At 38.8% G+C, this 25,175-nt stretch carries 13 protein-coding genes; 11 read left to right on the plus strand and 2 right to left on the minus strand.

Annotated elements, in window-relative coordinates:
* Positions 1-118 precede the first annotated feature (118 nt).
* Together VCM39_RS01265 and ahcY are read right to left on the minus strand one after the other, a co-directional pair.
* Entirely contained in the window at positions 119-2,608 is a 2,490-nt protein-coding gene (locus tag VCM39_RS01265; RefSeq protein ID WP_322932431.1) for a YfhO family protein, read from the minus strand.
* A 127-nt stretch (positions 2,609-2,735) separates the two neighbouring features.
* Complete coding sequence (gene ahcY, locus VCM39_RS01270; protein WP_002558259.1) at positions 2,736-4,154, minus strand: adenosylhomocysteinase; 1,419 nt, start codon at positions 4,152-4,154, stop codon at positions 2,736-2,738.
* Positions 4,155-4,339: 185 nt separating this feature from the next.
* Between ahcY and VCM39_RS01275 the strand changes: the two genes are divergently transcribed.
* The 11 genes from VCM39_RS01275 (at position 4,340) to VCM39_RS01325 (ending at position 25,160) form a co-directional block, all read left to right on the plus strand.
* Complete coding sequence (locus tag VCM39_RS01275) at positions 4,340-5,917, plus strand: PAS domain-containing protein (protein ID WP_322932432.1); 1,578 nt, start codon at positions 4,340-4,342, stop codon at positions 5,915-5,917.
* A gap of 262 nt (positions 5,918-6,179) precedes the next feature.
* Entirely contained in the window at positions 6,180-7,799 is a 1,620-nt protein-coding gene (locus VCM39_RS01280; RefSeq protein ID WP_221649097.1) for a tetratricopeptide repeat protein, read from the plus strand.
* Between the two features lie 204 nt (positions 7,800-8,003).
* Positions 8,004-11,156 (plus strand): TonB-dependent receptor, encoded by a 3,153-nt coding sequence (locus VCM39_RS01285; RefSeq protein WP_322932433.1) that lies wholly within the window; start codon positions 8,004-8,006, stop codon positions 11,154-11,156.
* Positions 11,157-11,177: 21 nt separating this feature from the next.
* Positions 11,178-12,698, plus strand: a complete 1,521-nt coding sequence (locus tag VCM39_RS01290; protein ID WP_322932434.1) for a RagB/SusD family nutrient uptake outer membrane protein — start codon at positions 11,178-11,180, stop codon at positions 12,696-12,698.
* A gap of 77 nt (positions 12,699-12,775) precedes the next feature.
* Positions 12,776-15,385: a zinc-dependent metalloprotease gene (locus tag VCM39_RS01295; protein WP_322932435.1), complete on the plus strand. Its 2,610-nt coding sequence runs from the start codon at positions 12,776-12,778 to the stop codon at positions 15,383-15,385.
* 78 nt (positions 15,386-15,463) lie between these two features.
* Complete coding sequence (locus tag VCM39_RS01300; protein WP_322932436.1) at positions 15,464-16,300, plus strand: T9SS type A sorting domain-containing protein; 837 nt, start codon at positions 15,464-15,466, stop codon at positions 16,298-16,300.
* Positions 16,301-16,455: 155 nt separating this feature from the next.
* Positions 16,456-19,143, plus strand: coding sequence for an MGH1-like glycoside hydrolase domain-containing protein (locus VCM39_RS01305; protein ID WP_322932437.1), 2,688 nt, complete (start codon positions 16,456-16,458; stop codon positions 19,141-19,143).
* 22 nt (positions 19,144-19,165) lie between these two features.
* Positions 19,166-19,450: a LysO family transporter gene (locus tag VCM39_RS01310; protein ID WP_221649223.1), complete on the plus strand. Its 285-nt coding sequence runs from the start codon at positions 19,166-19,168 to the stop codon at positions 19,448-19,450.
* On the plus strand, positions 19,447-20,049 hold the full coding sequence (locus VCM39_RS01315; RefSeq protein ID WP_289293616.1) for a lysine exporter LysO family protein: 603 nt from the start codon (positions 19,447-19,449) through the stop codon (positions 20,047-20,049). The genes VCM39_RS01310 and VCM39_RS01315 overlap by 4 nt, the downstream gene beginning before the upstream one ends.
* An 18-nt stretch (positions 20,050-20,067) precedes the next feature.
* On the plus strand, positions 20,068-23,208 hold the full coding sequence (locus VCM39_RS01320) for a glycoside hydrolase family 2 TIM barrel-domain containing protein (RefSeq protein WP_322932438.1): 3,141 nt from the start codon (positions 20,068-20,070) through the stop codon (positions 23,206-23,208).
* A gap of 17 nt (positions 23,209-23,225) precedes the next feature.
* Positions 23,226-25,160, plus strand: coding sequence for an MGH1-like glycoside hydrolase domain-containing protein (locus VCM39_RS01325; protein WP_322932439.1), 1,935 nt, complete (start codon positions 23,226-23,228; stop codon positions 25,158-25,160).
* The last annotated feature ends 15 nt before the right edge of the window (positions 25,161-25,175 follow it).

Consider the following 25,175-nt stretch of genomic DNA (forward strand, 5'->3'; position numbering starts at 1 on the left):
TAAGAATGTACATTCTTATGATACATAAATGTACACTCTTGACATACAAGAATGTACACTTTTATATTCGTTGATTATCAGTGCGTTAGCGCTTGGGCTTTTATGGAAAACTTTTACTTTATTGCTTCTTTCTGCAATAGATCCATAATCCTGCTATTGCTCCGATAATTAGTAATGCCAATCCACTGTAAGCAATGCCCTCTGTAACATGCAGACTCTTCGGATCGAAACGCATTTCGATGGTGTGTTTGCCTGCAGGAACGTTTACAGCACGCAGAATATAGTTGGCCCGGGCAATATCTACCGGCTGACCGTCAATGGTAGCTTGCCATCCCGGATAGAATATCTCTGAGAATACTACAACTCCCTCTTTCGGAGAGGACGTTTCATAAATCAGGTGATTGGGTTCATAATTGGTCAACTTGACTGTGCTTAGGGAATCTACTTTGAGATCTTCAGTTTTTCCTTTCAAAGCCTCTTTGAATTTAACATCTACAACAGCTGTATTCTTCAGATCCACTTCACCAACAGCAGCAATTTCTTCGTTGGCGTTATTGACATACTTCACATTGTTTACAAACCATGCATTGCCATATGCATAGGGGTTGAGGATAGGAGCTGTCTGGCCCTGTTGGCTGACAGGGAATATAAAGTATTTCGTATTCAGCATATTCAGAATACGGAACTTATTGGCATCTACACTGTCCATTTCTCCACCGGCTGCTGCTATCTCTTTGAACGTGGCTTGCATTTCCGGGGCAATATGGTGATCTATCATTTCCTGATAACGGCGTAACTTGGCAGCATGATAACCTCCTACGCTCTTGTGCCAGTACGAAGTATTATTTTCGTTGAATGTATTAGATGCAAAGTTCAGCACGCGATAATCCAATGATTTATCTTGCAGGATTTGTTCATCGGTAGGAGTCTTTTGGAAGGTTTCTATACGTGCGGATTGTGGGACAAACATATCGTCATACAGGTAACGCTTATTGATGTGCCACATTTCTCCTATACAAAGTACGGCAATGGCGCTTACTGTCCATACAGTACTCAACTTACCTCGCTGATAGAGGAAAAGAAGAACGAAACCACCACAGATAAACAGGAAACTTGCCCACGCATCTGAGGTTACCATATTCATGCGCATCTCTTTCAGATTGTCAAGAATTGGCAAGAGCTGATCTCCGGGGATAGCTTGTTGCAGGGCTGCCAGTTCACGTGCAGGAATAAAACTGGGTACAAGTATGCCTGGAGCTACTGCCAGAATCAATGCCACACCTGCAGTTAATGCAAAGCTGATAATTACTCCGCGACGGTTTTGTTTTAATACCTCGGGCTTATCAATGATTGCTTTTAAAGCAAATATGGCTAACAATGGTATTGTAAACTCTGCAATAACCAGTATGGAAGATACTGCGCGGAATTTATTGTACATCGGTATGTAATCGATGAAGAAATCAGTGAGTGGCATGAAATTCTTGCCCCACGACAGTAGAATGGAGAAAAGAGTGGCTCCAAGCAGTGCCCACTTCATAGGACCTTTTACGATAAAGCATCCCAATATAAAGAGTGCCATGACAAAAGCGCCTACATAGACCGGACCGGAGGTCATTGGCTGGTCACCAAAGTATTGGGTGATCTGTGAATACAACCCGTTGTACATTGGGTTGGCTTTTTCCATAGCAGCCTTGTTTTCCGATAGCGGAACAGAAGCTCCACCTCTTACATTGGGAACGAAAAGGCTGAGCGTTTCGCCAATGCCATAACTCCATTGGGTAATATAGTCACGGTCGAGTCCGCTACTGGTTTGTTCGGCTTTAGGGCCTTCGTGCACCAATTCGCTCTTTCCACGCATCGTTTCTTTACTGTATTCGTAAGTATGATAGAGGTTTGACAGATTGGTGGATACTCCGATAAGGGCGGCTACTACCAATATGGCGCTGGCTTTAAAAAAATGAGGCAGCTCTTTTTTACGCCATGCTTCTTCAAAAAAAGCACCTACCATAAATAAGATGACAAATAAGAAGTAATATGACATCTGTACATGGTTGGATTGTATTTGTAAAGCTATGAACAGAGCGGTGACAATGGCTCCTAATAAATATTTCTTTCGATATGCGAGCACAATGCCGGCTATCGTGGGTGGTATGTAAGCTAAAGTGATAAACTTCCAGATGTGTCCGGCAGCTATCAGTATGAAAAAATAGGAAGAGAAGGCCCAGATGGCACCTCCTAACCCAGCCAGCCATACTGGTAATCCGAAAGCTCGCAGCAGGATATAAAATCCTAACATCATAATGAATGTAAGCCATACATAGGGTGGAAGATAGAGGCGGTAGATATTTTCTATCCATTTCAGTGGCTTGACAGAATCGTAACTGGGAGAAATCTGATAGGTGGGCATACCACCAAAGAGACTGTTTGTCCAACGGGTTGTTTCGCCGGTACGTTCGTGAAATTCTTTAGCCTCTTGTCCTGCTCCCACTCCGGCAACACTGTCATGTTGAAAAAGTGCCCGGTCTTCAATGACTGCCGGAAAGAAATAAGCGAAGGAGAGAATAATAAATGCCAGAATGGCAATGAGGTCGGGGAGAAACTTTTTCATTTACAATTTGACGATTTATGATTTACAATTGAGTTTTGTATCATTTCTGATTTGACGATTTACGGGTTCGGATGTTGATAACCAAAGGGGTTTTCAATCGTAAATCGTAAATCGTCAAATTGAAAAATTAATAGCGATAGTGCTCTGCTTTGTACGGTCCGTCTACTGATACACCAATATATGCAGCTTGCTCGGGAGTTAGCTTAGTTAGTTTTACCCCGATCTTCTCTAGATGCAGACGAGCTACTTCTTCATCAAGATGCTTAGGCAGGCGATATACATTGATATCATATTTCTTGCTGAATAGCTCAATTTGTGCCAGCGTCTGATTTGTGAAAGAGTTACTCATTACGAAAGATGGATGTCCGGTAGCACATCCCAGATTTACCAGACGACCGTCAGCCAACAGGATGATACTGTGCCCGTCAGGGAAATAATAACGGTCTACCTGCGGTTTGATGTTTACACATTTGATACCCGGATAATGTTTCAGAGCTTCTACCTGAATTTCGTTGTCAAAGTGACCGATATTGCAAACAATAGCCTGATCTTTCATCTGTTCCATGTGGTCAATGCGGATAATATCGATATTACCGGTGGTAGTTACGAATATATTACCCTCTTTGCATGCATCTTCCATGGTTACTACTTCGAAGCCTTCCATTGCAGCTTGTAATGCGCAGATCGGGTCTACCTCCGTTACCAGTACGCGGGCTCCGTAAGAACGCATTGAATGGGAACAACCTTTGCCTACATCACCATAACCACACACTACTACTACTTTACCGGCGATCATTACATCTGTGGCACGTTTGATACCGTCGGCCAGTGATTCGCGGCAACCATAGAGGTTGTCAAACTTTGATTTGGTTACTGAATCGTTTACGTTAAATGCCGGGAAAAGTAGTTTTCCTTCTTCCTGCATTTGATACAGACGATGTACACCAGTGGTTGTTTCTTCCGATACACCACGTATTTCAGCTGCTACGCGATGCCAGCGATCTTTATCTTCTGCCAGCACTTTTTTCAAGATAGCGTTCAGTTCTATTTCATCTTCTGCATGTACTTCTTTGTCAAGTACGGCTGCATTATTTTCGGCGTCGTATCCTACGTGAATCATCATAGTGGCATCACCACCGTCATCTACGATAACCGTAGGTCCTTTGCCACCGGGGAAGTTCAATGCCTGAAGCGTACACCACCAGTAATCTTCCAGTGTTTCACCTTTCCATGCATATACGGCAACACCTGAAGCAGCAATGGCAGCTGCGGCATGATCCTGAGTTGAATATATGTTGCAAGAGCACCAGCGCACTTCGGCACCCAAAGCAACAAGTGTTTCAATCAGTACGGCAGTCTGAATAGTCATGTGCAATGAACCCATGATGCGGGCACCTTTCAACGGTTTGGATTCTCCATACTTTTCGCGAAGAGCCATAAGGCCGGGCATTTCTTTTTCTGCCAGATCGATTTCCTTGCGACCGAAGTCTGCAAGTGTGATGTCTGCCACTTTATAAGGCAGGGTAGAGAATAATTCTGTAGACATATGTAATTTGTTTATAAATAAAAGTGATGCAAAGATAGAACTTTCTGAGTAGTAGGACAAAAGCTATGACTTTTTTTATCAATAATAATTTGGAGATATGCCTCTATTTTTATGTAAAAAAACATATATTTGCATGTAAATGATCAACATATACAACAATATACCTTTGAGGAAGATGCTTTTTTATGGGACTATATGGACAAAAAACGAAAGAAGAACTACTGATAATTGTAGAGAATTTAGAGAAAAAAGTAGAAAGGCTTTCTTCAGAACTTTCCTCACTGAAAACTGGGCGATTTCGAGATAAATATAGTACCCGTATTTTAGATGCATTGCCTGATATGCTCACTGTTTTTGATCATGATGCAAACATTGTAGAACTTGCATCTTCTCCGGCAACTAATCATGTAGAAGGTACTGACTCAAATAGTATTGTTGGTTCAAATGTAAGAGAAATTGTTCCGGAAGAAGCGTATGATAGCGTTCGGAAAAATATGGATAAAGTGATTGCTACAGGTAGGGGATCTATAGCGAAACATTCACTTGTGCTTGATGGCATTTTGCATCATTATGAGAATCGTATTTTTCCTTTGGACGAAAAATATCTGCTTTGTATGTGTAGGGATGTTTCTGAAAAGGTTAAAGCGGAAACGTTGAATGCTTCTCAGCGAAACGAGATAATTCGCCTGAATTCGTTGATGCATGCAATTTTGAATAATGTTCCCGTATATTTATTCGTAAAAGATACGGGAGATGATTTTCGTTATCTTTATTGGAACAGAGCTTTTGCAGAGCAAACAGGCATTGCTGTAGAATCAGCTGTTGGGAAGACTGATATTGAGATTTTCCCAAATAGTGAAGAAGCCAGACGATTCCGTACAGGTGATTTGGCTGTGATGCAATCCGGAAGAATGGAATATCTGGAAGAATATACTACGCTTTCAGGAGATGTGCGTGTGGTGACAATGATAAAAACGTTGGTCCCTTCAGGTAATGAACATCCGTATATCATTGGTGTAGGTTGGGATGTGACTGATGTAAAGAAAGTAGAAAAAGAATTGATCATAGCACGTATAAAGGCAGAAGAAGCTGATAAGTTAAAATCTTCTTTCCTTGCTAATATGAGCCATGAGATTCGTACACCGTTGAATGCAATTGTTGGTTTCTCTAAACTTATTATAGAATCGGCTAACAAAGAAGAACAACTTCAGTATGCCGAACTTGTAGAGAAGAATTCAGGTTTACTTTTGAATTTATTTAATGATATACTCGATTTATCCGCTCTTGAGGCCGGTTCATTGAAACTCTCAATACGTCCGGTAAGGTTGATGGATGTGTGTGCTCAATTGCATTACCTGCATCGTAATTCTGTTCAACCGGATGTGAAACTTATTCTGGATGATGTTGATTCCGAATTGTTCATTCGAGGTGACTGGGATCGTATTTCTCAGATATGGCTGAATCTGCTTAGTAATGCTATTAAATTCACTTCAAGTGGAGAGATTCATTTCGGCTTTGAACAGAAAGATCAGATTGTACAGGGATATGTCTCTGACACAGGTATTGGCATACCGGCAGAGCGTGTAACTACTATTTTCAGCCGTTTTGGTAAAGTAAATGATTTTGTACAGGGTACCGGGCTTGGATTGACTATATGCAGAATGCTGACCGAAAAGATGGGGGGCCGTATATGGGTGCGTTCCAAAGTAGGAGTAGGAACCACGTTTTATTTTACTTTACCGGTAGAGTTTAAAGAAATATGAGTGAGAAATGTCATACTATAGTGATGGCTTGTGTTTGTTTTTATTCTTGTTTTGAAGCTCTATTGTTCTGATAGTATTTTGTTTATTAGAGTTTTATTGATGATGTTTTGTTTGGAATAGCCTTGAGGTGAAATAATATTTTCACATTCTTATCTATATTAATTTATACATGTGAAGAATTAATTATATCTTTGATTCTCTATACTATTAGAGAATTAAAGATATTTATTTGTATACCTAATGTTAGACTAACTTTATTATTATGAAAAATTTGTTACCATTTCTGTTGTTTATTTTCTTTTTTAATACAACTAATGCTAACTCTTATCAAAGAGATGTTTGGAAATTTTTGGATAAATCTTATAAATCGCTTCTGACTGATCCAAAGCAGGCTGTTGACTACACATTACAAGCGTTTGATATACTAAAACAAACTACCGATTCAAATCTGATTGTTTCTACATTAATTGTATCTGGGCATGCTTACATGCTTTATGGTAATTTCGATATGAGTGTAAATACATATTATAAGGCTTTATCTTATTGTCCGGCAAAAGATCTCAAAACTAAAGCTAAGATAAATGTAAATCTGGGAGCTTTATATGGTTCGTTGAAAGATTTCTCAAAAGCAATAAATCTGATAGATAATGCCACTTCAACCTATAAAGTACTAAAAGATTCTTCGGGAATGGCAAACGCCTACAATGCACGCGGTCTGATTCATGTTTATATGAAAGAATATGAAATTGCTGATAAATTCTTTAAGGATGCTTTACGTATAAATAAAACATTGGGTGATAAGAAAAACATAGCAGCGAATATAAATAACCTTTGTCTTTATGAAGGTGACACGGAAGAAAAAATAAAATTAATACAAGAAGCCATTGTCATTAATAAAAATTTGAATGCTTTATGGTCATTAGCAGAGAATTATAATAATCTGGGAATGCAGTTGCTTTATGCTAAAAAGAATAATGAAGCTTTGAGTGCTTTAAAAAAAGCAGCTGTATATGCATTTGATGTTAATGCACATGAATTAATTTGTGATAATTATGAGTATCTCTCCAAAGTCTATGCAGCACAAAAGTGTTATAAAGAGGCCTATGATAATTTATTAAATTTCGAAAAGAAACGGGAACAGCTACTTCAAAAAAGAGAATTGGTAAATATTGAAAGAAATCTCATAAAACAAAAATTACAGGATCAGAAAAAAGAATCCGAGCTTCAGAAACATATGCATCAAATTGAACTATTGAAAAGAAATATAAGCCTTGCGGTTGTGCTGTTTTTGTGCATTACTCTTCTTGCTTTCTTTCTGATAAAACAATATAAGCGAAAAAAGGATTTACAGATAGCAAAAGGACAAACTGAGTTATTATTAAAAGATAAGATAATAACAGAACTAAAGTTACAACAGCAAGCTGTGGAATTAAGTGCAAAATCGGAAAAATTGGAGAATACACAAAGTGAATTAACGAATTTTGTTCTTTTCTTAAATAGTCGAAATGAACTTTTGGAGAAAATTAGAGAGATGATTAAAAGTGCTTATAAAATGAATAACAATGAAATCTTAACTCACTTAAAAAAAATCAATACCTATATTCTCCAATTTAAAAAGTTGGAAGATGATAATAATTCTTTGACCAGAGAAGTTGATGAACAAAACCATGAATTTTTAAACCGTTTGGAACAAAAACATCCGGGATTGACTCATGGTGAAAAGAAGTTAGCGACTTTCTTACGGATTAATTTGTCTACAAAAGAAATATCTCTGTTAACCGGAATATCTATTAAAGCCATTAGTATGGCAAGGTATCGTTTGAGAAAAACACTCTGTTTGCATTCCCAGGATGATATTTCCGCTTATTTACGTGATATTTGATTTTTTTTTATTTTGTAGGCTCTTATATAGATATAAATTATCTATTATCAACGTTTTAAGAAATGTTTTGTAGGGTGTAAAGTCTTTTGTTTTACTGTTTTGTAGGGGTTATGTAGATCAATATTTTTAGGTGGTAGTTAGATTTTGAAGTTTATTTGTCGCATGTTTGAAAAGCGCATTTATTAACTTTAAAATTTAATTGCTATGAAGCAAAGTAATTACTTAGGGGACACATTATTATATGCAATAATGTCATTACTCTTTCTTATTCCACTCTCTGCTTATGCACAAAATTATCAATTAAAAGGGTATGTGTTGGATAGTAATGGCGAGCCATTGATAGGTGCAAATGTCGTTGTTACTGGGACAACTAATGGTATGATTACCGATTTGAATGGAGGTTTTGTATTAGTAGTTTCTCCAAATGATCAGATTGATGTCTCTTATATGGGGTATATCAAGCAGACTATTTCTTTAAATGGAAAGAAAACGCTTAAAGTTATTTTGAAAGAAGATAGTCAGATGTTAGATGAAACGATTGTCATTGGTTATGGTACAATGAAGAAAAGTGATATGACCGGAGCTATCTCTTCTGTGGATGTTGAAGCACTGGCTAGTCGTGCAACAACAAATCCGGCAGAGGCTTTACAGGGGAAAGTAGCTGGTGTTAATATTCTGAAGTCAGGAGGTAATGCAGGGGCAGGCGTTTCTGTTAAAATCCGTGGTATTAAAACGATGGGAAGTAATGAACCACTTTATATTGTAGATGGTTTTCCGGGGGATATAACCACTGTTAATCCGCAGGATATTGAGTCGATGGAGATATTAAAAGACGGTGCAGCAGCTGCTATATATGGTTCTGTTGCTGCAAATGGCGTAGTGATAGTTACTACCAAAAACGGTAAGAAGGGTGAGACTAAGATTGACTTCAATGCATTCTGTCAATTTACAAGTGCTTCTAATAAGTTTGAAATGCTGAATTCTGATGAGTATCTATATGTACATAATATGATGTACGAAAATGCTGTTGCCAAGAAACCGGGATATTTATCATTTAAAGATCCAGATGGGAAGTTGAAGAATCCGACTGGATTTGATACGAATTGGCAAGATGAGATGCTTCGTAATGGTTTATCTCAGAATTATAATGTTAATATCAGGGGAGGTTCTGATATTGCAAAATATTCAATATCTTATAATCATTCGGATGATAAGGGGATTTTCAGGGGTAATAAATACACTCAGGATAATGCTCGTGTCAAGTTGAATCTGCAAAAAAGGATTTTTAATTTTGATGCTTCTTTGGCTTTTAAAGTAACACAAAGCCAACAACCACAATATTCCTTGAAGGAGATGTATGCAATGGCCCCAATGGTACCTGTTTATGATGAAAATCAGCCTTCTGGTTATGGTTTAAATGATATGACTGTCGATGGAGTTCGTTTGGAAATGCCTAATAATCGTAATGTGATGGCAGATGATCATTTTAAACATAAAAAAACGAATGGGTATGATATTATTGCAAATATAGGTTTGACCGTAGATATTACTCCATGGCTAAAGTTTAAGACAGCGTATGCTTATAGAGGATATTATGCGAATACTAAATACCATTCGGAGAAGTATACTGCAGACATTCAGGGACAGAGCTTATATCCATATAATTATGATAGTAATTCTTACTGGTATGAGCAGACATTCGATAATGTACTGACTTTTGATAAAACGTTTGGTAAACACTCTCTGAGTGTGATGGCTGGTAGCTCTTTATCTGCAGCTCGTAAAGACTGGAGTCAAATCAATGTTGAAGGAAAAAAGATGAACTATGATGTGGTAAATGGAAAGTTAGTAATAACAGAAGTTCCAGCGGGATTCTTTGATCCTACATCGCCTACGATAGATGCTGGTACAGGCGGAACATTTACTGGAAGCGGATCTTTCTGGAATTATAACCGTGCTTCATTTTTTGGTCGTATTAATTATTCATATTCAGGTAAATATTTATTTCAGGCAACGATTCGATCCGACGGTTCCTCTAAATTTGGAAAGAATAATCGGTGGGGCGTATTCCCTTCTATGGCTTTAGGATGGCGTATTAGCGAGGAAGAATTTTTCTCAGGGGATGTTGTGAGCAACTTGAAATTGAGAGTGAGCTGGGGACGGTTGGGTAATGAAAATGCATTAGGATATTATTATGCTCCAACGATGACCAGTGACAATACCCAGTGGATGAGCTATGTGCAAGGTGCTAATCCTTGGCCGGGTATGGTTAACTTGTATCTTGTAAATGATGCTTTGCGTTGGGAGACTACTGATACGAAGAATATTGGGGTTGATTTTGGCTTCTTTGATAATAAACTTTCGGGCTCTTTGAATTATTATTATAATACAACGGAAGATTTATTGATTGAAAAGGTTATGTCTCCATCCGCTGGTATTTATAATCCGACAGTGAATGTAGGAAAGATGAGAAATAAGGGATTTGAGCTAGAGCTAAATTATGCGGATAATAGTAATGGTTTTGAATATAATATCGGATTCAATCTCTTTACTACTAAAAACGAGATGTTAAAAGCCGATCCTAATCAGATTCTGTATGGATCAGCTTTAAAGGGTGCCGGTCATTTTGTTACTCAAACTTTAGAGGGGTATCCCGTAGCAAGTTTCTTTTTATACAAAATGGATGGAATTTTTCAATCTCCGGAAGACGTAGCAAATCACTATACGGAGGTTGTGCAACCTGATGGTTCTATAAAAAATACGGTTCTTCAACCCGATGCGAAAGCTGGTGATATCCGATTTAAAGACTTGAATAATGATGGCATTATTGATGAAAATGATAAAGAGTATTGTGGTTCAGGTATACCAAAGTTAGAGGCTAACTTATCGTTTAGTGGTTCTTATAAGGGCGTTGATCTTTCTTTCTTATTAGGAAGTGCCTGGGGACATAAATTGTATAATGCTAATCGCCTGTATTATGAATCAATGGACGCAGGAATCAATCTGTTTAAGTCGACGTTGGGAGCATGGACTGAAGATAACAGGAGTAATGTAATGCCACGTGCCGTACTAAAAGATCCTAATATGAATTCTCGCGAATCTGACCGTTTTCTGGAAAAAGGTAATTTCATTCGTTTACGTCAGTTGCAAGTGGGATATACCTTACCTAAAAATCTGACTAAGAAGGTTTATATAGACAAGTGTCGTTTTTATGTTAGCGGTGAAAATCTGTTGACATGGACCAATTACTCGGGTATTGATCCAGAGTTTTCTTCCAGTATTCTGGATACAGGAGTAGATGTCTTTATTTATCCTTTTACTCGCTCTTATGTTGTTGGTTTGCAGGTGACATTTTAATCAATTCTAATACTATCAGCCATGAAAAAATATATTTATATAACATCTCTTTTTTGTGCAACATTTTTGGGTGGATGCGATAACTTTCTAACGGTAGAATCTCCGGATTTTTCTACTGATAAATTTTGGAGGGATTCTATCGATGTGGAATCCGGACTATCTGCTGCATATGCCCAGTTGGATAACAGATGTGGTACTTATAATTTCTCTGAAATTAAATTTGTGATAGAAACTTTTCGTGAAGATATCATGGAGAAGGGTTCGGATGTAAATAACTATCCGGAATGGGGGCAAATTTATGATTTTACATATAATAATGAGAATTCCCGAATCAAAGAGTATTGGATGAATTGCTATAATGGCATTAATTACACAAACAATGTCTTATTGGGTATTAATAAAGTTCAGACAGGTGATCATCCGATGGATCAGGAAAAGTATAATAGTGTGGAAGGTGAAGCAGTGTTCTTACGTGCCTACTATCACATGAAGTTACTGTTGAACTGGGAGAAGATTATTATTCGTGATGAATATTTGACAAGTGAAGAACAAACGCATAAGGCTCTTTCTACCAGGGAAGCAGGCTGGGAGTTCGTTTGTTCGGAATTATCAGCGGCTGGTAAAATATTACCCTTAACCCGTCCTTCTCTACAAGCCGGCCGCGTGACAAGTGGTGCTGCTTATGCCTATCTCGGTTGGGCCTACTTGACGCGGGCTTACGAACAACCGGAGAAGAAAACGGAGTATCTCACTAAAGCAGAAGAAGCGTTAGAGCAAGTGAAAGGTTATGCTTTGGAGAAAGATTTTCTGAGTATGTTTAATGGGACAAATAAGAATTGTAAAGAATCTATCTTTGAAATTCAGTTTACAGGAAATACCTCTGATGGTGCTTATCATCAGCATGTGATGCACTATTGGGTAGCGGCTCCTGTATTGAGGGGATGGGATGAGATTCGTCCGAGCGAAATGATTCTGAATGAATATAGAAAAGAAGGACGTATTGCTACTACAGGTAATCTGGATTCTCGGGCATATGCAAGTATGTTCTTTGACGATCCTTATTTTAATGATGGCAATGAGAGAATATATGGATTTGAGTATACAGATTTATTTGATGCGAGTGATGAGATTAATCGTTGTTTCCGCAAATACATGCCCGATGATATGCAAAAACTAAAACAATCCACAACTTCGACGAATGTACCTATTATGCGTTATGCCAATGTTCTGCTGATGCAGGCTGAGATTTACAATGAACAAGGACATCCAGAAAAGGCCGTACCACTGATTAACGAAGTAAGAAGGGTGCATGGAGATATGCCGGGTATGTCAGGGGAGTCTTACGAGGCTGTAAAGGCTCAAATAGAGCATGAGCGTTTGATGGAATTTGCTGTAGAAAACTTCCGTTTCTATGATCTTCGTCGCTGGGGTAAGCTGGATGAAGCTTTACATTTGGCAGGGCGCAAAAACTTTAGTACCGAGAAGCATGCCTTCCTTCCGGTTCCTTTGATGGAGATTCAGAGCAATAACAAAATCGATTAGAAATAACTTTTATTAATTGTTTAACAGGGATTTGAGGGGTCTGTGAAGACCTTTCAAGCCCACTTAATATCTGAAAAATGAAAAAAAATACACTGTTTTTACTGGGTGTACTTCTTGGAATGGGAAGTATAAACGGGGTATCGGCACAGCAAAATGTGTGTGGGTTCGAACATCAGCAAGAAATGTATAGGAAATCGCATCCTGCTGCAATAGCTGAAAATGTAGGTGTTCTGGTAGCGACGAGATCTAATGCCTCTTATCATCAGGGACAGTATGTGATTCCGGTTGTTTTCCATGTATTTGGAGACGCTACGAATGATTCTCGTCTGAAAGTGACTTATAGCTTAATAGAAAAGGCCTTAAAACAAACCAATGAAGATTTTCAAGGATTGACTGCCGATTATAACCAGGCAGGGGCGAGTAACCGTTTTGAGGAGATAAAAAAGCCGTTGAATATCGCTTTTCGCTTGGCTAAGATAGATCCGGACGGAAATCCGACGAAAGGTGTTGTATTCTATGACGAAGCCGAGAAAGGTTTTGGTAATGGAGGAGGATATGATGAAGCGATCCAGAAATATGCATGGGATAATAGCCGATATATGAATATATATATAATGAAAGATCTTTATGCAGATGGGGATTACTATAATTCCGGTGTTTCCTGGTTACCGGACAATTCAATGACAATGGAGAATTTGGCTCGTGTAGTTTACAACGGTAGTTATATTGGCAATAATACAAACGAAAATTTTCGTCGGGTTTTGACTCATGAATTTGGGCATTTTATGGGGTTGCATCACACCTTTGAAGGTGGATGTACTTATCCGAATGATGGGATTGAAGATACCCCTCCTGTAGCTACTTCCAAATGGCCGGCTGATCAGGTAAACTGTGAAGGAAATTATACAGATTGGGAAAACTTTATGAATTACACAGATGCTTACCGACATTTTACTGTAGGACAGGTGGCTCGAATGGAATATTATTTAAATGAGTCTTTATCTCGGAGTGAATTGTGGCAAGAAGAAAACCTGGTTGCAACCGGAGTAAATGATGGCTATGTAGCTGCCCCTGCGGTCCTGATTGTAAAGGGGAGGAATTTTTCCGAAACTTTAGATAATCAAGGAAATGTAAGTGGTTCTCTACAGTTAGAAGCAAGTGCCGGGATGACATTTGCCAAACTAGGTGTACTGGTAGAAGGTACTGATTATACAATTTCGAATTTGCCGGCAGGTTTGCAGGCAACAGTAACTCTTTCAAGTGATGTTACTGCTATGATTACGATGAGTGGAAAAGCCCTCAGTCACCAGGCTTCCGATAGCCGTAAGGATGTCTCTATAACTTTGAATACTTCTGTTTTAAAGGTGGAAAATGGAACGCCAACTGCACAGAAAATTAATTTTGGAGTATTGTTTAATGATCCGTATACTTCTTACTGTTTATTTAATCCTCGTTTTGCTCCTTATGCGCACATCTCTAAAGTCAAGTTTGCTCAGATAGAAAGAAATACGGACTTTGATGGACAACAGTATAAAGATTTCCGGGCTGACTATGTAGCCGGACTGGAGAAAGGTAAAACATATAAATTGGAGGTTACTGTGCAAAACTGGAAATCCGGTGAAAATGACCCTTACACAGTTCGCGCCTGGTTTGACTGGAATGGTGATTATGTATTCCAACAAGATGAAATGATTGCTCCCCAGAAAATAAATAAGATTGGTAAAGCAGGTACAGAGCATGTACTTATTTTTGATATTACTGTGCCAGATGATATGGTAGTGGATAAAGAATTTGGTTTCCGTGTAATGTTACACTATACATTAGGCAAAGACGGTGAAGATCCCTGTGGAGAAATTGATAGTGGAGATGTTGAAGATTATGGTATCATATATGGTGAAGAGAATGCTCATGTACTCCCTCCCGATGGTCCTGACGAGCCGGTTGATGAGGTATGTGTCCCGGAATTCTCTTATCGTCCTTATGCTTATATTAAAAAAGTGGAATTTGCAAATATATCTAATGAAACTACCGGTGAGGTGAATAACACGGAGATTATTGAGGATTTCAGAGACAATCAGGAGTTGAATGCGCATATAGAGAAAGGAAAAGAATATGTTATGAAAGTGACCTATTCGAATCTGAATTCTAACTCGAAGGATGCTTATGTGATACGTGCCTATATTGATTGGAATCATGATAATATACTTGAAAAAGAGGAATCTCAGAAGATAGCAATTCCTGCCATTGGTTCAGCTGATAATCCGGGAACTGTTGAATTCAGATGGACTGCACCGGATAATGCAGTACTGAATGAAAAATTACATATGCGTGTTTTTATGCATTATGGTGATGCTGATAGTATGGTAGGAGAACAGCCTTGTGGAACTGTGGAAAATGGACAGTTAGAAGAGTATTATGTGATTGTTTCTTCTGATCCCAGTATGATAATTGATCATACGATTGGAGCTATTAATGTTTACCCTAATCCTACAGATGGTATTTTACATATTGGTGGTGAAAATATGGATATGGCAAAATATAGCTTATACAGTATTGATGGGCGTCTGGTACAACAAAACAATATTACTACCTCTCAAATAGATATCAGCAAGCAACCGAAAGGTGCTTATCTTTTAAAAATCGAGACAAAAGAATCTGTATTACAGCAAGTTGTAATTCTAAAGTAAATAATTGGACCGGTAGGCGATCACTGGTTTCCTACCGGTTGTATGTCTATTTATTAATTATCAAAACAAATTAAAATTATGAAGAAAAAATTACTTTGTTGCTTTATGCTATTTAGTATGGTAGCTGGGCAAGCGATGTCGCAATCTCAATTGTGTAGACCTGAATTAACATGGGGTGCTTATGCTTGTATCTCTAAAGTTGAGATTAATGGTATGGTGAGTGAATCATCTACAGCTCCTGAAGGATGGGATGGGAAGATAGGCTCTAATACTTATGATGAAGGTGTTCTTTTTGCTGATTTCACGATGGATAAAGAGCGTGTTGTTACATTGGAGGCAGGTAAAGAGTACGAGCTGAAAATTACTGTTTGCAACTTCTCTTCCGGCGCCGGAGATGAGTATTATGTAACTGCCTTTTTTGACTGGAATGGTGATAGTAGACTGACTGCTGCCGAGACGGTTTTTCAAAAATCGATTGCTGTAGGAAAACCGGGGCAGAGTTCTTTTAAAGTAGTTTCCGGAAAGGTAACTGTTCCTGCCGATGCCAGCAAGACTTTTACAATGCGTACTTATCTGCATTATAAAACTCCAGATGTTCCTTATACAGATCCTTGCAGCACACAAGATGGCGGTGTATTGCAGGACTATACCGTTCAGCTTGGTGGTGGAACCTCTATTGAGAATACGTCACTTGATGCATTTGCTGTGTATCCGAATCCAACAGACGGAGAAGTCTTTCTAAAATTAGAGAATGCCAAAGAATATATGCTTTATAGCATTGATGGCAAATTGGTACAAAAGGGAATGATAACAGGAAGCTCTATCAATATTTCAGGTAATGCTTCCGGCATGTATATTCTGCAGGTGAAGACAGACGATGGATTAGTAAAACGGGCCAATATTATCATTAAATAATATTTTTCACATTCATAGAGTATTTAGAAGCTGGTTCGACTGATCGTGACTGAATACAATTGTATATGGTCTATGAACCTTAATACAGGATTCTTGTAGAGGGGGCCGAACCAGCTTTTATTTTTCAATATTAACTGATAAAATCTAATACTGATATGTTTAGAGAGAAATTTAAAGTACAAATGTGGCGATTACTGTTTGTGGTGGTGTATATCATTTGCTTCTCCATATCAGTTTCTGCAACCAAACAAACAACTATTTATAATGTAGATTCTTATAGTGATATTTTAGATATCCAGTGTACTCCATACAGTAATGATTATTTTGCAGGAGGCTTTTCTGATTTAGGTTCATGGATGTGCTTTACATTACCTTCGGAGAATAACTGGATAAATGGTTTCTGCGGTCCTTTTGAACTCGATCACCGGCAATGGATATCGGATGCTATTCTCCAAGTCGGATTTACTGCAGACATCACAGCTGAAACCTTTATTCCTGATAGTGTGACATACGTTCCGGGAGAACTATACATGAACTCTTCTTCTAAACAGGGGAGGATACAACAACGCTTATTTTTTGTAGATAAGTATACGGCTTTATGGAGTTGTGAAACCAGTGAGAAGCGGGAACTTTACATTACAAATGGTTCGTTACAAGGAATACAATCATCCGGATTGGAGAATAATATTCTATCTTTGAAACTATCAACCGGGGAGATGTGTGTAGTTACATTCTCGTCGGATATTCAGCTTTCCTATGAGAATTCCAAGCTCTTGGCCAAACTTCCTGAAGGACATAAAGGATATGCCACTATATCTTATTTCTACGAATCGAAACGACCGGATAACTATGCTCAGCTGATACAGAGTATATTATTACATCCTGATAATTATACTACCGAACATATGAATCGTTGGATAAAATATCTGAAATCTGTTTTACGTCCGGAAATGCCAGTAGAATATCATCGTATCGCAGTAAAAGCTATGGTGACATTGTTGACAAACTGGCGTACATCCAGAGGAGATTTACTTCATGATGGAGTTATTCCTTCTCATGCAATGTCTTACTTCGTCGGTTTTTGGGGATGGGATTCATGGAAGCATGCGGTAGCATTGAGTCTGTTTGAACCCGATCTTGCTAAAGATCAGGTTCGTGCAATGTTCGATTATCAGACCTCAGAAGGGATGATCATCGATTGCATCTATACCGATAAAAAAGAAAATAATGAACGAAACAGTAAACCCCCATTGGCAGCATGGGCAGTGAACGAAATCTATAAAGCTACTTTAGATGCTGATTTTGTGAAAGAGATATATCCTAAATTACTGAAATATCACCGTTGGTGGTACGAATATAGAGATCACGATAAAAATGGTTTTTGTGAATTTGGCTCAGTGGATGGTACACTTGAGGCTTCTGCCTGGGAAAGTGGCATGGATAATGCAATTCGTTTTGATCATTCTTCTATGCTGAAGAATGACAACAGAGCCTGGAGTTTAAATCAGGAATCTGTTGATTTGAATGCTTATCTGGCCCATGAATATCTATTGTTAAAGGAATTGAGTATAATAGCCAATTGTGAGTTTAATGAACCGGATCGGACAGCAACGACATCCGATTATTTCTTTGATAGAGAAAAAGGATTTTTTTATGATAAAAGGCTGAGTAATCACAGTTTTGTACAGGTAGAAGGTTGTGAGGCTTATATTCCACTTTGGGCAGGAGTTGCCACACTTGATCAGGCTGAGTCTGTTTTGAAATACTTGACTGATCCTTTGAAGTTTGCAACGTATATTCCTTTTCCTACTGTTACGGCTGATCATCCGGATTTTTCGCCGAATGGTTATTGGAGAGGTCCGATATGGCTGGATCAGGTGTATTTTGCAATTCATGGATTAAGAAACTATGGTTATACTGAATTGGCCGATGGTTATACAAAACAAGTGTTCGATCGCCTTAATGGTTTGCGTGCAGATGCTCCAATTCATGAAAACTATGAAACAAGTACCGGGAAAAGGCTGAAATCTCCACATTTCAGCTGGTCTGCTGCTCATTTACTGATGCTTTATCGTGAATCGGGGGTATTGGATAGTAAACAGACTGATTTATGTCTGTTTCAATCAGATTACCGTAACTATGCTTATATAAAAGAGGTTGAATTTGCCGGGATTAATAATAATGTTTCTTACTCGGAGACAGGATGGATGGATTATTTCAAAGAAAATGTAGCCGAGTTGGAATGTGGGAAGATATATGTGATGAATGTAAAAATAGAAAATTGGGATTCGGGTTCTTCGGATATCTATAAACTGAGACTCTGGATGGATTGGAATGGTAATTATGAGTTAGAAGAGAATGAACTGGTTGATACAAAACTTATTAGTCCGATTGGGCAGCGGCATAAAGAGCATGATTGTCAATTCCAGATTACTATTCCGGAAAATGCAGTAAAAAACGAGAAACTCAAATTTAGGCTATTCTTACATTTTGTTACGGACGAATCGGACGGAGTAACCCCTTGTGGCTGGGTGGATAGCGGCATTGCACACGACTATGGCTTCGTTGTAAAGTCGGGTGGATCTTCTGTTCAGCAGAAGACTAATACTCTGAAAGCAAAAGTTTTTCCGAATCCGGTAACAGATTATCTATATATACAGGTAGATTCTCCAATCAGACAATATTCAATTTTAGGTTTAGAAGGTACCGAATTATTCAAATACTCCGGAGATATAGATAAAATAGATATGAGATCTTTTGCTTCAGGCAATTATATTCTTCAAGTTAAATATGAAGAGAAAGGGAAAGAGCGGACAGAGGTTTTTAAAATAGTTGTTCAATAGGATTTATATAATTTGTATGTTTATATTTACTATTATTGGATTGATGGGCAGTGGTGTATTATTTGGTTATCTATTAAGAAAACGAAACCTGAATATTGTACATCGGATTATTACGTGGCTAATATGGATTCTTCTATTTCTTCTTGGAACGGAGGTTGGTGGTAATAAAATGATTATAGAAGGATTGCATACGATCGGGCTTGAAGCACTGGTAATTACATTGACAGCTGTTGTAGGCAGTATTTTGGGGGCCTGGGGATTGTGGCTTTTTATATCATACCGGGACGTGAAAGGAGGAAGGGGATGAAAAGTAGCATTGTTATTGTACTGTTCTTTATATTGGGTATCTTACTTAATTTGTACGGTTTGTATCCTTCGTACTTAGAACAACTGGATTTGAGTTTTTATGCATTATGTGCCTTGATGTTTTGTGTTGGTATTACTGTTGGCAATAATCCTCAAATACTATTGAATTTTAAGACAGTAAATCCAAGATTCTTTTTACTTCCTGTATTGACTATTCTAGGTACTCTTGTTGGCTGTTGTATGAGTAGTGTTTTTTTCAACAAGCATTCTCCGGTTGATTGTATGGCTGTGGGAGCGGGTTTTGGATATTATTCGTTATCAAGCATTATTATTACTGAATATAAAGGAGCCGAATTGGGAACTATAGCCCTGCTATCCAATATAATGAGAGAGATTATAGCTTTGCTGGCAGCACCTTTTCTGGTTCGTTTCTTTGGAAAATTGGCACCTATCTCAGTAGGAGGGGCTACGACGATGGATACTACTCTTCCCATTATAACTCGCTATTCCGGAGAAAAATATATAGTTGTGTCTATTGTCCATGGGTGTTTACTGGATTTTTCCGTACCATTCATTGTAACGTTATTGTGTACCATTTAACTATAATACATTGAGAATATGAAAAAGCATATTTTATACTTGATCATTAATGGTTTGTTTTGTTCTGCATCTTTGTTGGCAGGGGAGCAAGTTCCCTGGCAGGATCCACAAATCAGCGGTATTAACAGAGAGCCGGCGTGTGCCTATTTTGTTTCCTTTCCTTCCGAAGCAAAAGCGTTGTCCAACGATGTACAGGCTAATGAACGGAAAGTCTCTTTAGACGGGATGTGGAAATTTCTTTACTCCCGGAATGTGGATGCATGTCCAAAGAATTTCTTTAAACCGGATTTTAATACAAAGAAATGGAGTGATATTGAGGTACCTGGAAGTTGGGAACTCCAGGGCTTCGACTGTCCTATCTATACAGATGTCAAATATCCTTTTCCCGCTAATCCCCCTTTTGTACCTTCAGATTATAATCCGGTAGGTATTTATGCCAGAGATTTCATTGTACCGAAATCCTTCAGTGGAATGGATGTATTTTTGGACTTTGAAGGAGTTGAATCTGCTTATTATTGCTGGGTAAACGGACAGTTTGTAGGGTATGCCGAAGACAGTCGTCTTCCTTCACACTTTAATGTGACCTCTTTGCTGAAAAAGGGCAACAATAAAATAGTGGTTCAGGTTTTCAGATATAGTGACGGCTCTTATTTAGAAGGGCAAGATTACTGGAAATACAGTGGCATTGAACGAAGTGTCTACCTGATCGCCAGACCAAAGTGCCGGGTAAAGGACTTTAAGACGTCAGCTCAGTTGGTGAATGACTATAAAGATGGAGATCTGCAATTGGATTTGGCGATGACTTTACCTGCTGATGCAGTGGGAAACCGCGTACAGCTGAAGTTAATGGATGGTAAGGATACTCTATTTTCTGATGAAAAGATTATTACTTCTTTGTCCGACACTCTTTTAGGCCTCAATCATTTTATTAAAAATGTGAAAGCATGGAATGCGGAAACGCCTAATCTTTATACTATGGTAGTAAGTGTGAAGGATAAGGAAGGGAACGCTTTAGAGGCATTTCGGCATCGTGTGGGCTTCCGTACGGTTGAGATGCGTAACGGACAGCTTTTGATAAATAATGTTCCTATTTTAATTAGAGGGGTAAACAGGCAGGAGCATGATCCACATCGGGGACGTACACTTTCTTTGGAAACTATGCTCACAGATATTAAGATGATGAAGCAGTTCAATATCAATGCTGTCCGCTGCAGTCATTATCCCAACAGGCCGGAGTGGTATGAGTTGTGTGACGAATACGGACTTTATATGATTGATGAGGCCAATATTGAATCACACGGAATGGAATATCATGAGGATGGTACTTTAGCCAATTATCCTGACTGGGAACGTCCTTTTATGGAACGTATGAAACGTATGGTAATGCGTGACCGTAATTTTACAGCTATTATTACATGGTCATTAGGTAATGAATCAGGCTATGGAAAGAATTTTGAAACACTGTATAATTGGACAAAAAGCTTTGATACGACTCGGCCGGTTCAGTATGAAGCAGCTCGTCGTGAAGGTTTGTCGGATATCTACTGTCCCATGTATGCCCGGATTTGGTGGTTGCGTGAATTTGTCAATGAACGGAAGTTGCGTCCGATGATTATGTGTGAATATGCGCACTCTATGGGGAACAGTACAGGTAACCTGCAAGACTATTGGGATTTGATTTATAAGTATGATAATTTGCAGGGTGGATTTATTTGGGATTGGGTTGATCAGACATTTGCTAAAAAGGATGAGAAGGGTCATGATATCTGGGCATATGGCGGTGATATGGGATATGTTGGTGTACCTAATGATTCTAACTTTTGTGCGAATGGTCTGGTAGCAGCAGACCGTTCACTTCATCCACACATCTGGGAGGTAAAGAAGGTTTATCAATATGTACATTGTGAACCGGTTGCTTTCACAAAAAACAAGATACTTGTTACCAATCGCCATGATTTTATAGATCTGTCAGGTTATTATCTGAGATGGGTTGTTGAAGCAGACGGCGAAGAAATTCAATCGGGTGTTTTAGATTTTCCTGTTATTCCGGCGAGTTCCTCCCGGAAAATAACAATTCCTTACCGTGAACTTCTTCCTGCATCAAAAGAATATTTCCTGAAGGTTGAAACGCTGACCAGGCGGGAAGAATCTTATGCTCCGAAGGATTTTATTGTAGCGATGGATCAATGGCAGCTACCGGTTGAGAAGAGTGGGCAACATGTAAATAAAACCAATGAACCCATTAAGGTATTGCGTACAGAAAAAGAATTGATACTCGAAAGTAAATCGTTCAGAACAGAGTTTTCAACTGTTTCAGGAGAAATGACTTCTCTGAAATATGGCAGTAAAGAAATGCTTCTGGCGGGGTTAAGACCTAATTTTTGGAGACCCTCTACAGATAATGATGTGCCCAGTGGTTTGCTCTCACGTAGTGTGGAATGGAAGAGAACAATGGAAGTTGCCCGGCTTCTTAAGTTGGACATGGAAACTAACCCCGATAGTACATGCATTAAAGTACTTACCAAATATCGTTTGGAAGAGCAGGACTCTTTTGTGCAAATAGCCTATCAGATTCTTGGAAACGGAATAATTAAAGTGGAAATGTCGTTTATACCGGGACAAAAAACATTACCGGAAATGCCTCGTTTTGGAATGCGTATGATTATTCCAAAAGAGTATGACCGGATGACCTGGTTTGGAAGAGGGCCCCACGAAAATTATGCTGATCGTAAAACGTCTGCTGCCATAGGATTTTACCAGGCAAGCGTATGGGAACAATTTCATCCTTATGTGCGTGCACAGGAGACCGGTAATAAGTGTGATACCCGCTGGCTTGCCCTTTGTGATAAAGAGCAAAAGGGATTATTGATTACAGGCACAGAACCTTTGTCTGTAAGTGCGTGGAATTTTATACAGGATGATATTGACTACGTCCCTTTCAGTGTAGAACGCAGGCATGGTGGAAGTGTAGAGAAGAAAGATTTGGTGTGGATTAATGTAGACCAGATGCAAATGGGAGTAGGTGGAGATAATAGCTGGGGGGCTCAGGTACATCCGGAATACACTATTACTCCGTCAATGAGGAAATATAGTTTTGTCATACAACCCATCCGGACTTTAGAGAAAATAGCTGAGCAGGCTCGTCAGATATGGTTTTAATTAAATTCGTAAAGATTATGAGAAAATATATTATAAGATTTTGTGTACTGATTGGCGTGAGTATACTTTTTAGTAATTGTTCTGAGCAAAAAAAAGAGTTTCATCCTTTGTTAGTACATAAGTATGACAATATTCTGGATATATCTTATACTCCTAATGACTCTCTTTATTGTAGCGGGTGGTTTTCTGATCAAGGAGCGTGGATGGGGTTTACTGTACCACAAAAGGAACGATGGATTAATGGCTTTTGCGGTCCCTTCGATCTGGAAACACGCCGATGGATTTCTCAATCATTGGTAACGGTAGGATTTGCTGAAGCTCCTGATGAAGTTTTCTCTCCGGATTCTGTTGTCTATTTTCCGGGAGAGCTATATATGCGTTCTTCCTCCGGGCATGGGACTATAAGTCAGCGTCTTTTCTTTATTGATAAATCCAACGTACTGCTGGAATGTGTTTCGGATAGTAATAAACCGTTGTGTTTTTATGGTCAGGCATTAGATGATAATTCTTCTTATAGTGTAGTAAATAATTCATGCATGCTTTCTTCACCCTCCGGAGATCAATATCTGATTACCTTTCCGGAAAATGTAAAGATCCATTTCTCCGGTAATAGATATGAGGCGAATGTTTCGTCTGCATCTCCAATTTATGTGGTAATCTCTTCCCTGGAGAATATCAAGGGGCAGATGTTTGATTTTGGTGCTATTGCCAAGATACAATCGAATCCTTCCGGTTTCATCAATAAGCATTATCAGTGTTGGAACGGTTATTTAGAGAAAGTGTTGCGACCTGATATGCCGGAGGAGTACGATCGGATTGCAGTCAAAGCAGTGGTTACCCTCATTGCCAACTGGCGTAGTAGCCGTGCCGGATTATTACATGATGGAGTAGTCCCATCACATGCTGTAGGCTATTTTATGGGATTCTGGGCTTGGGATTCATGGAAGCATGCTGCAGCATTGGCCGACTTTGCTCCGGAACTGGCAAAAAATCAAGTACGTGCCATGTTCGATTATCAACTGGATAACGGAATGATAATAGATTGTATTTATACGGATATCCGTGAAAACAATGCAAGAGATAGTAAACCACCTTTGGCTGTATGGGCCGTGAGTAAGATATTTGAAGCAACAGCCGATACTGCTTTTGTGGAAGAGATGTACCCTCAGTTACTTAACTATTATCATTGGTGGTATCTGGATCGTGATCATGATTCAAATGGTATCTGTGAGTTCGGTTCGGTAGATGGAACGCTTGAGGCGGCAGCCTGGGAGAGTGGAATGGACAATGCTATTAGATTTGATCATGCAAAAATGGTAAAGAATAGCGATACAGCCTGGAGTTTTGATCAGGAATCGGTTGATCTGAATGCTTTTCTGGCTTATGAATATTCTCTGCTGAAAAAACTTGCGGTAGTGGCGAAACAGCCATTCAGTGAAAAGGAATATGCAGATATTATTAGTACTTATTTTTATGATAAAGAGTCCGGATTCTTTTTTGATAAAAGGCTGGATGGAACATTTGTGAAAGAACCAGGCAGTGAGGCTTATATACCTTTTTGGGCAGGTATCGCAACTAAGGAGCAGATGAAGGAGGCTATGAAGCTATTTACGGATTCTACAAAGTTCTCTACTTATATCCCTTTTCCTACTGTTGCGGCCGATAATCCGAAGTTTATGCCCCGCGGATACTGGAGAGGGCCTATATGGTTGGATCAGACTTATTTTGCTATTTCCGGATTACGAAGATATGGCTATGTGGAGGAGGCAGATGCATATACCCGTCAGGTATTCGACAGGCTTCATGGACTGAAGGGAGATGGTGCAATACATGAAAACTACGAAACGTATACAGGTAAACAGTTGAAAGCTCCCCACTTTAGTTGGTCGGCTGCACATCTTCTGATGTTGTATGAGGAGTACAACAGGCAAGCTTCTGTTACCGGATTATAAGTTACTACAATTTAT

Origin of the sequence: Bacteroides mucinivorans, assembly GCF_034654355.2 — a bacterium.
In the GTDB taxonomy this organism is placed as follows: Bacteria; Bacteroidota; Bacteroidia; order Bacteroidales; family Bacteroidaceae; genus Bacteroides; species Bacteroides nordii.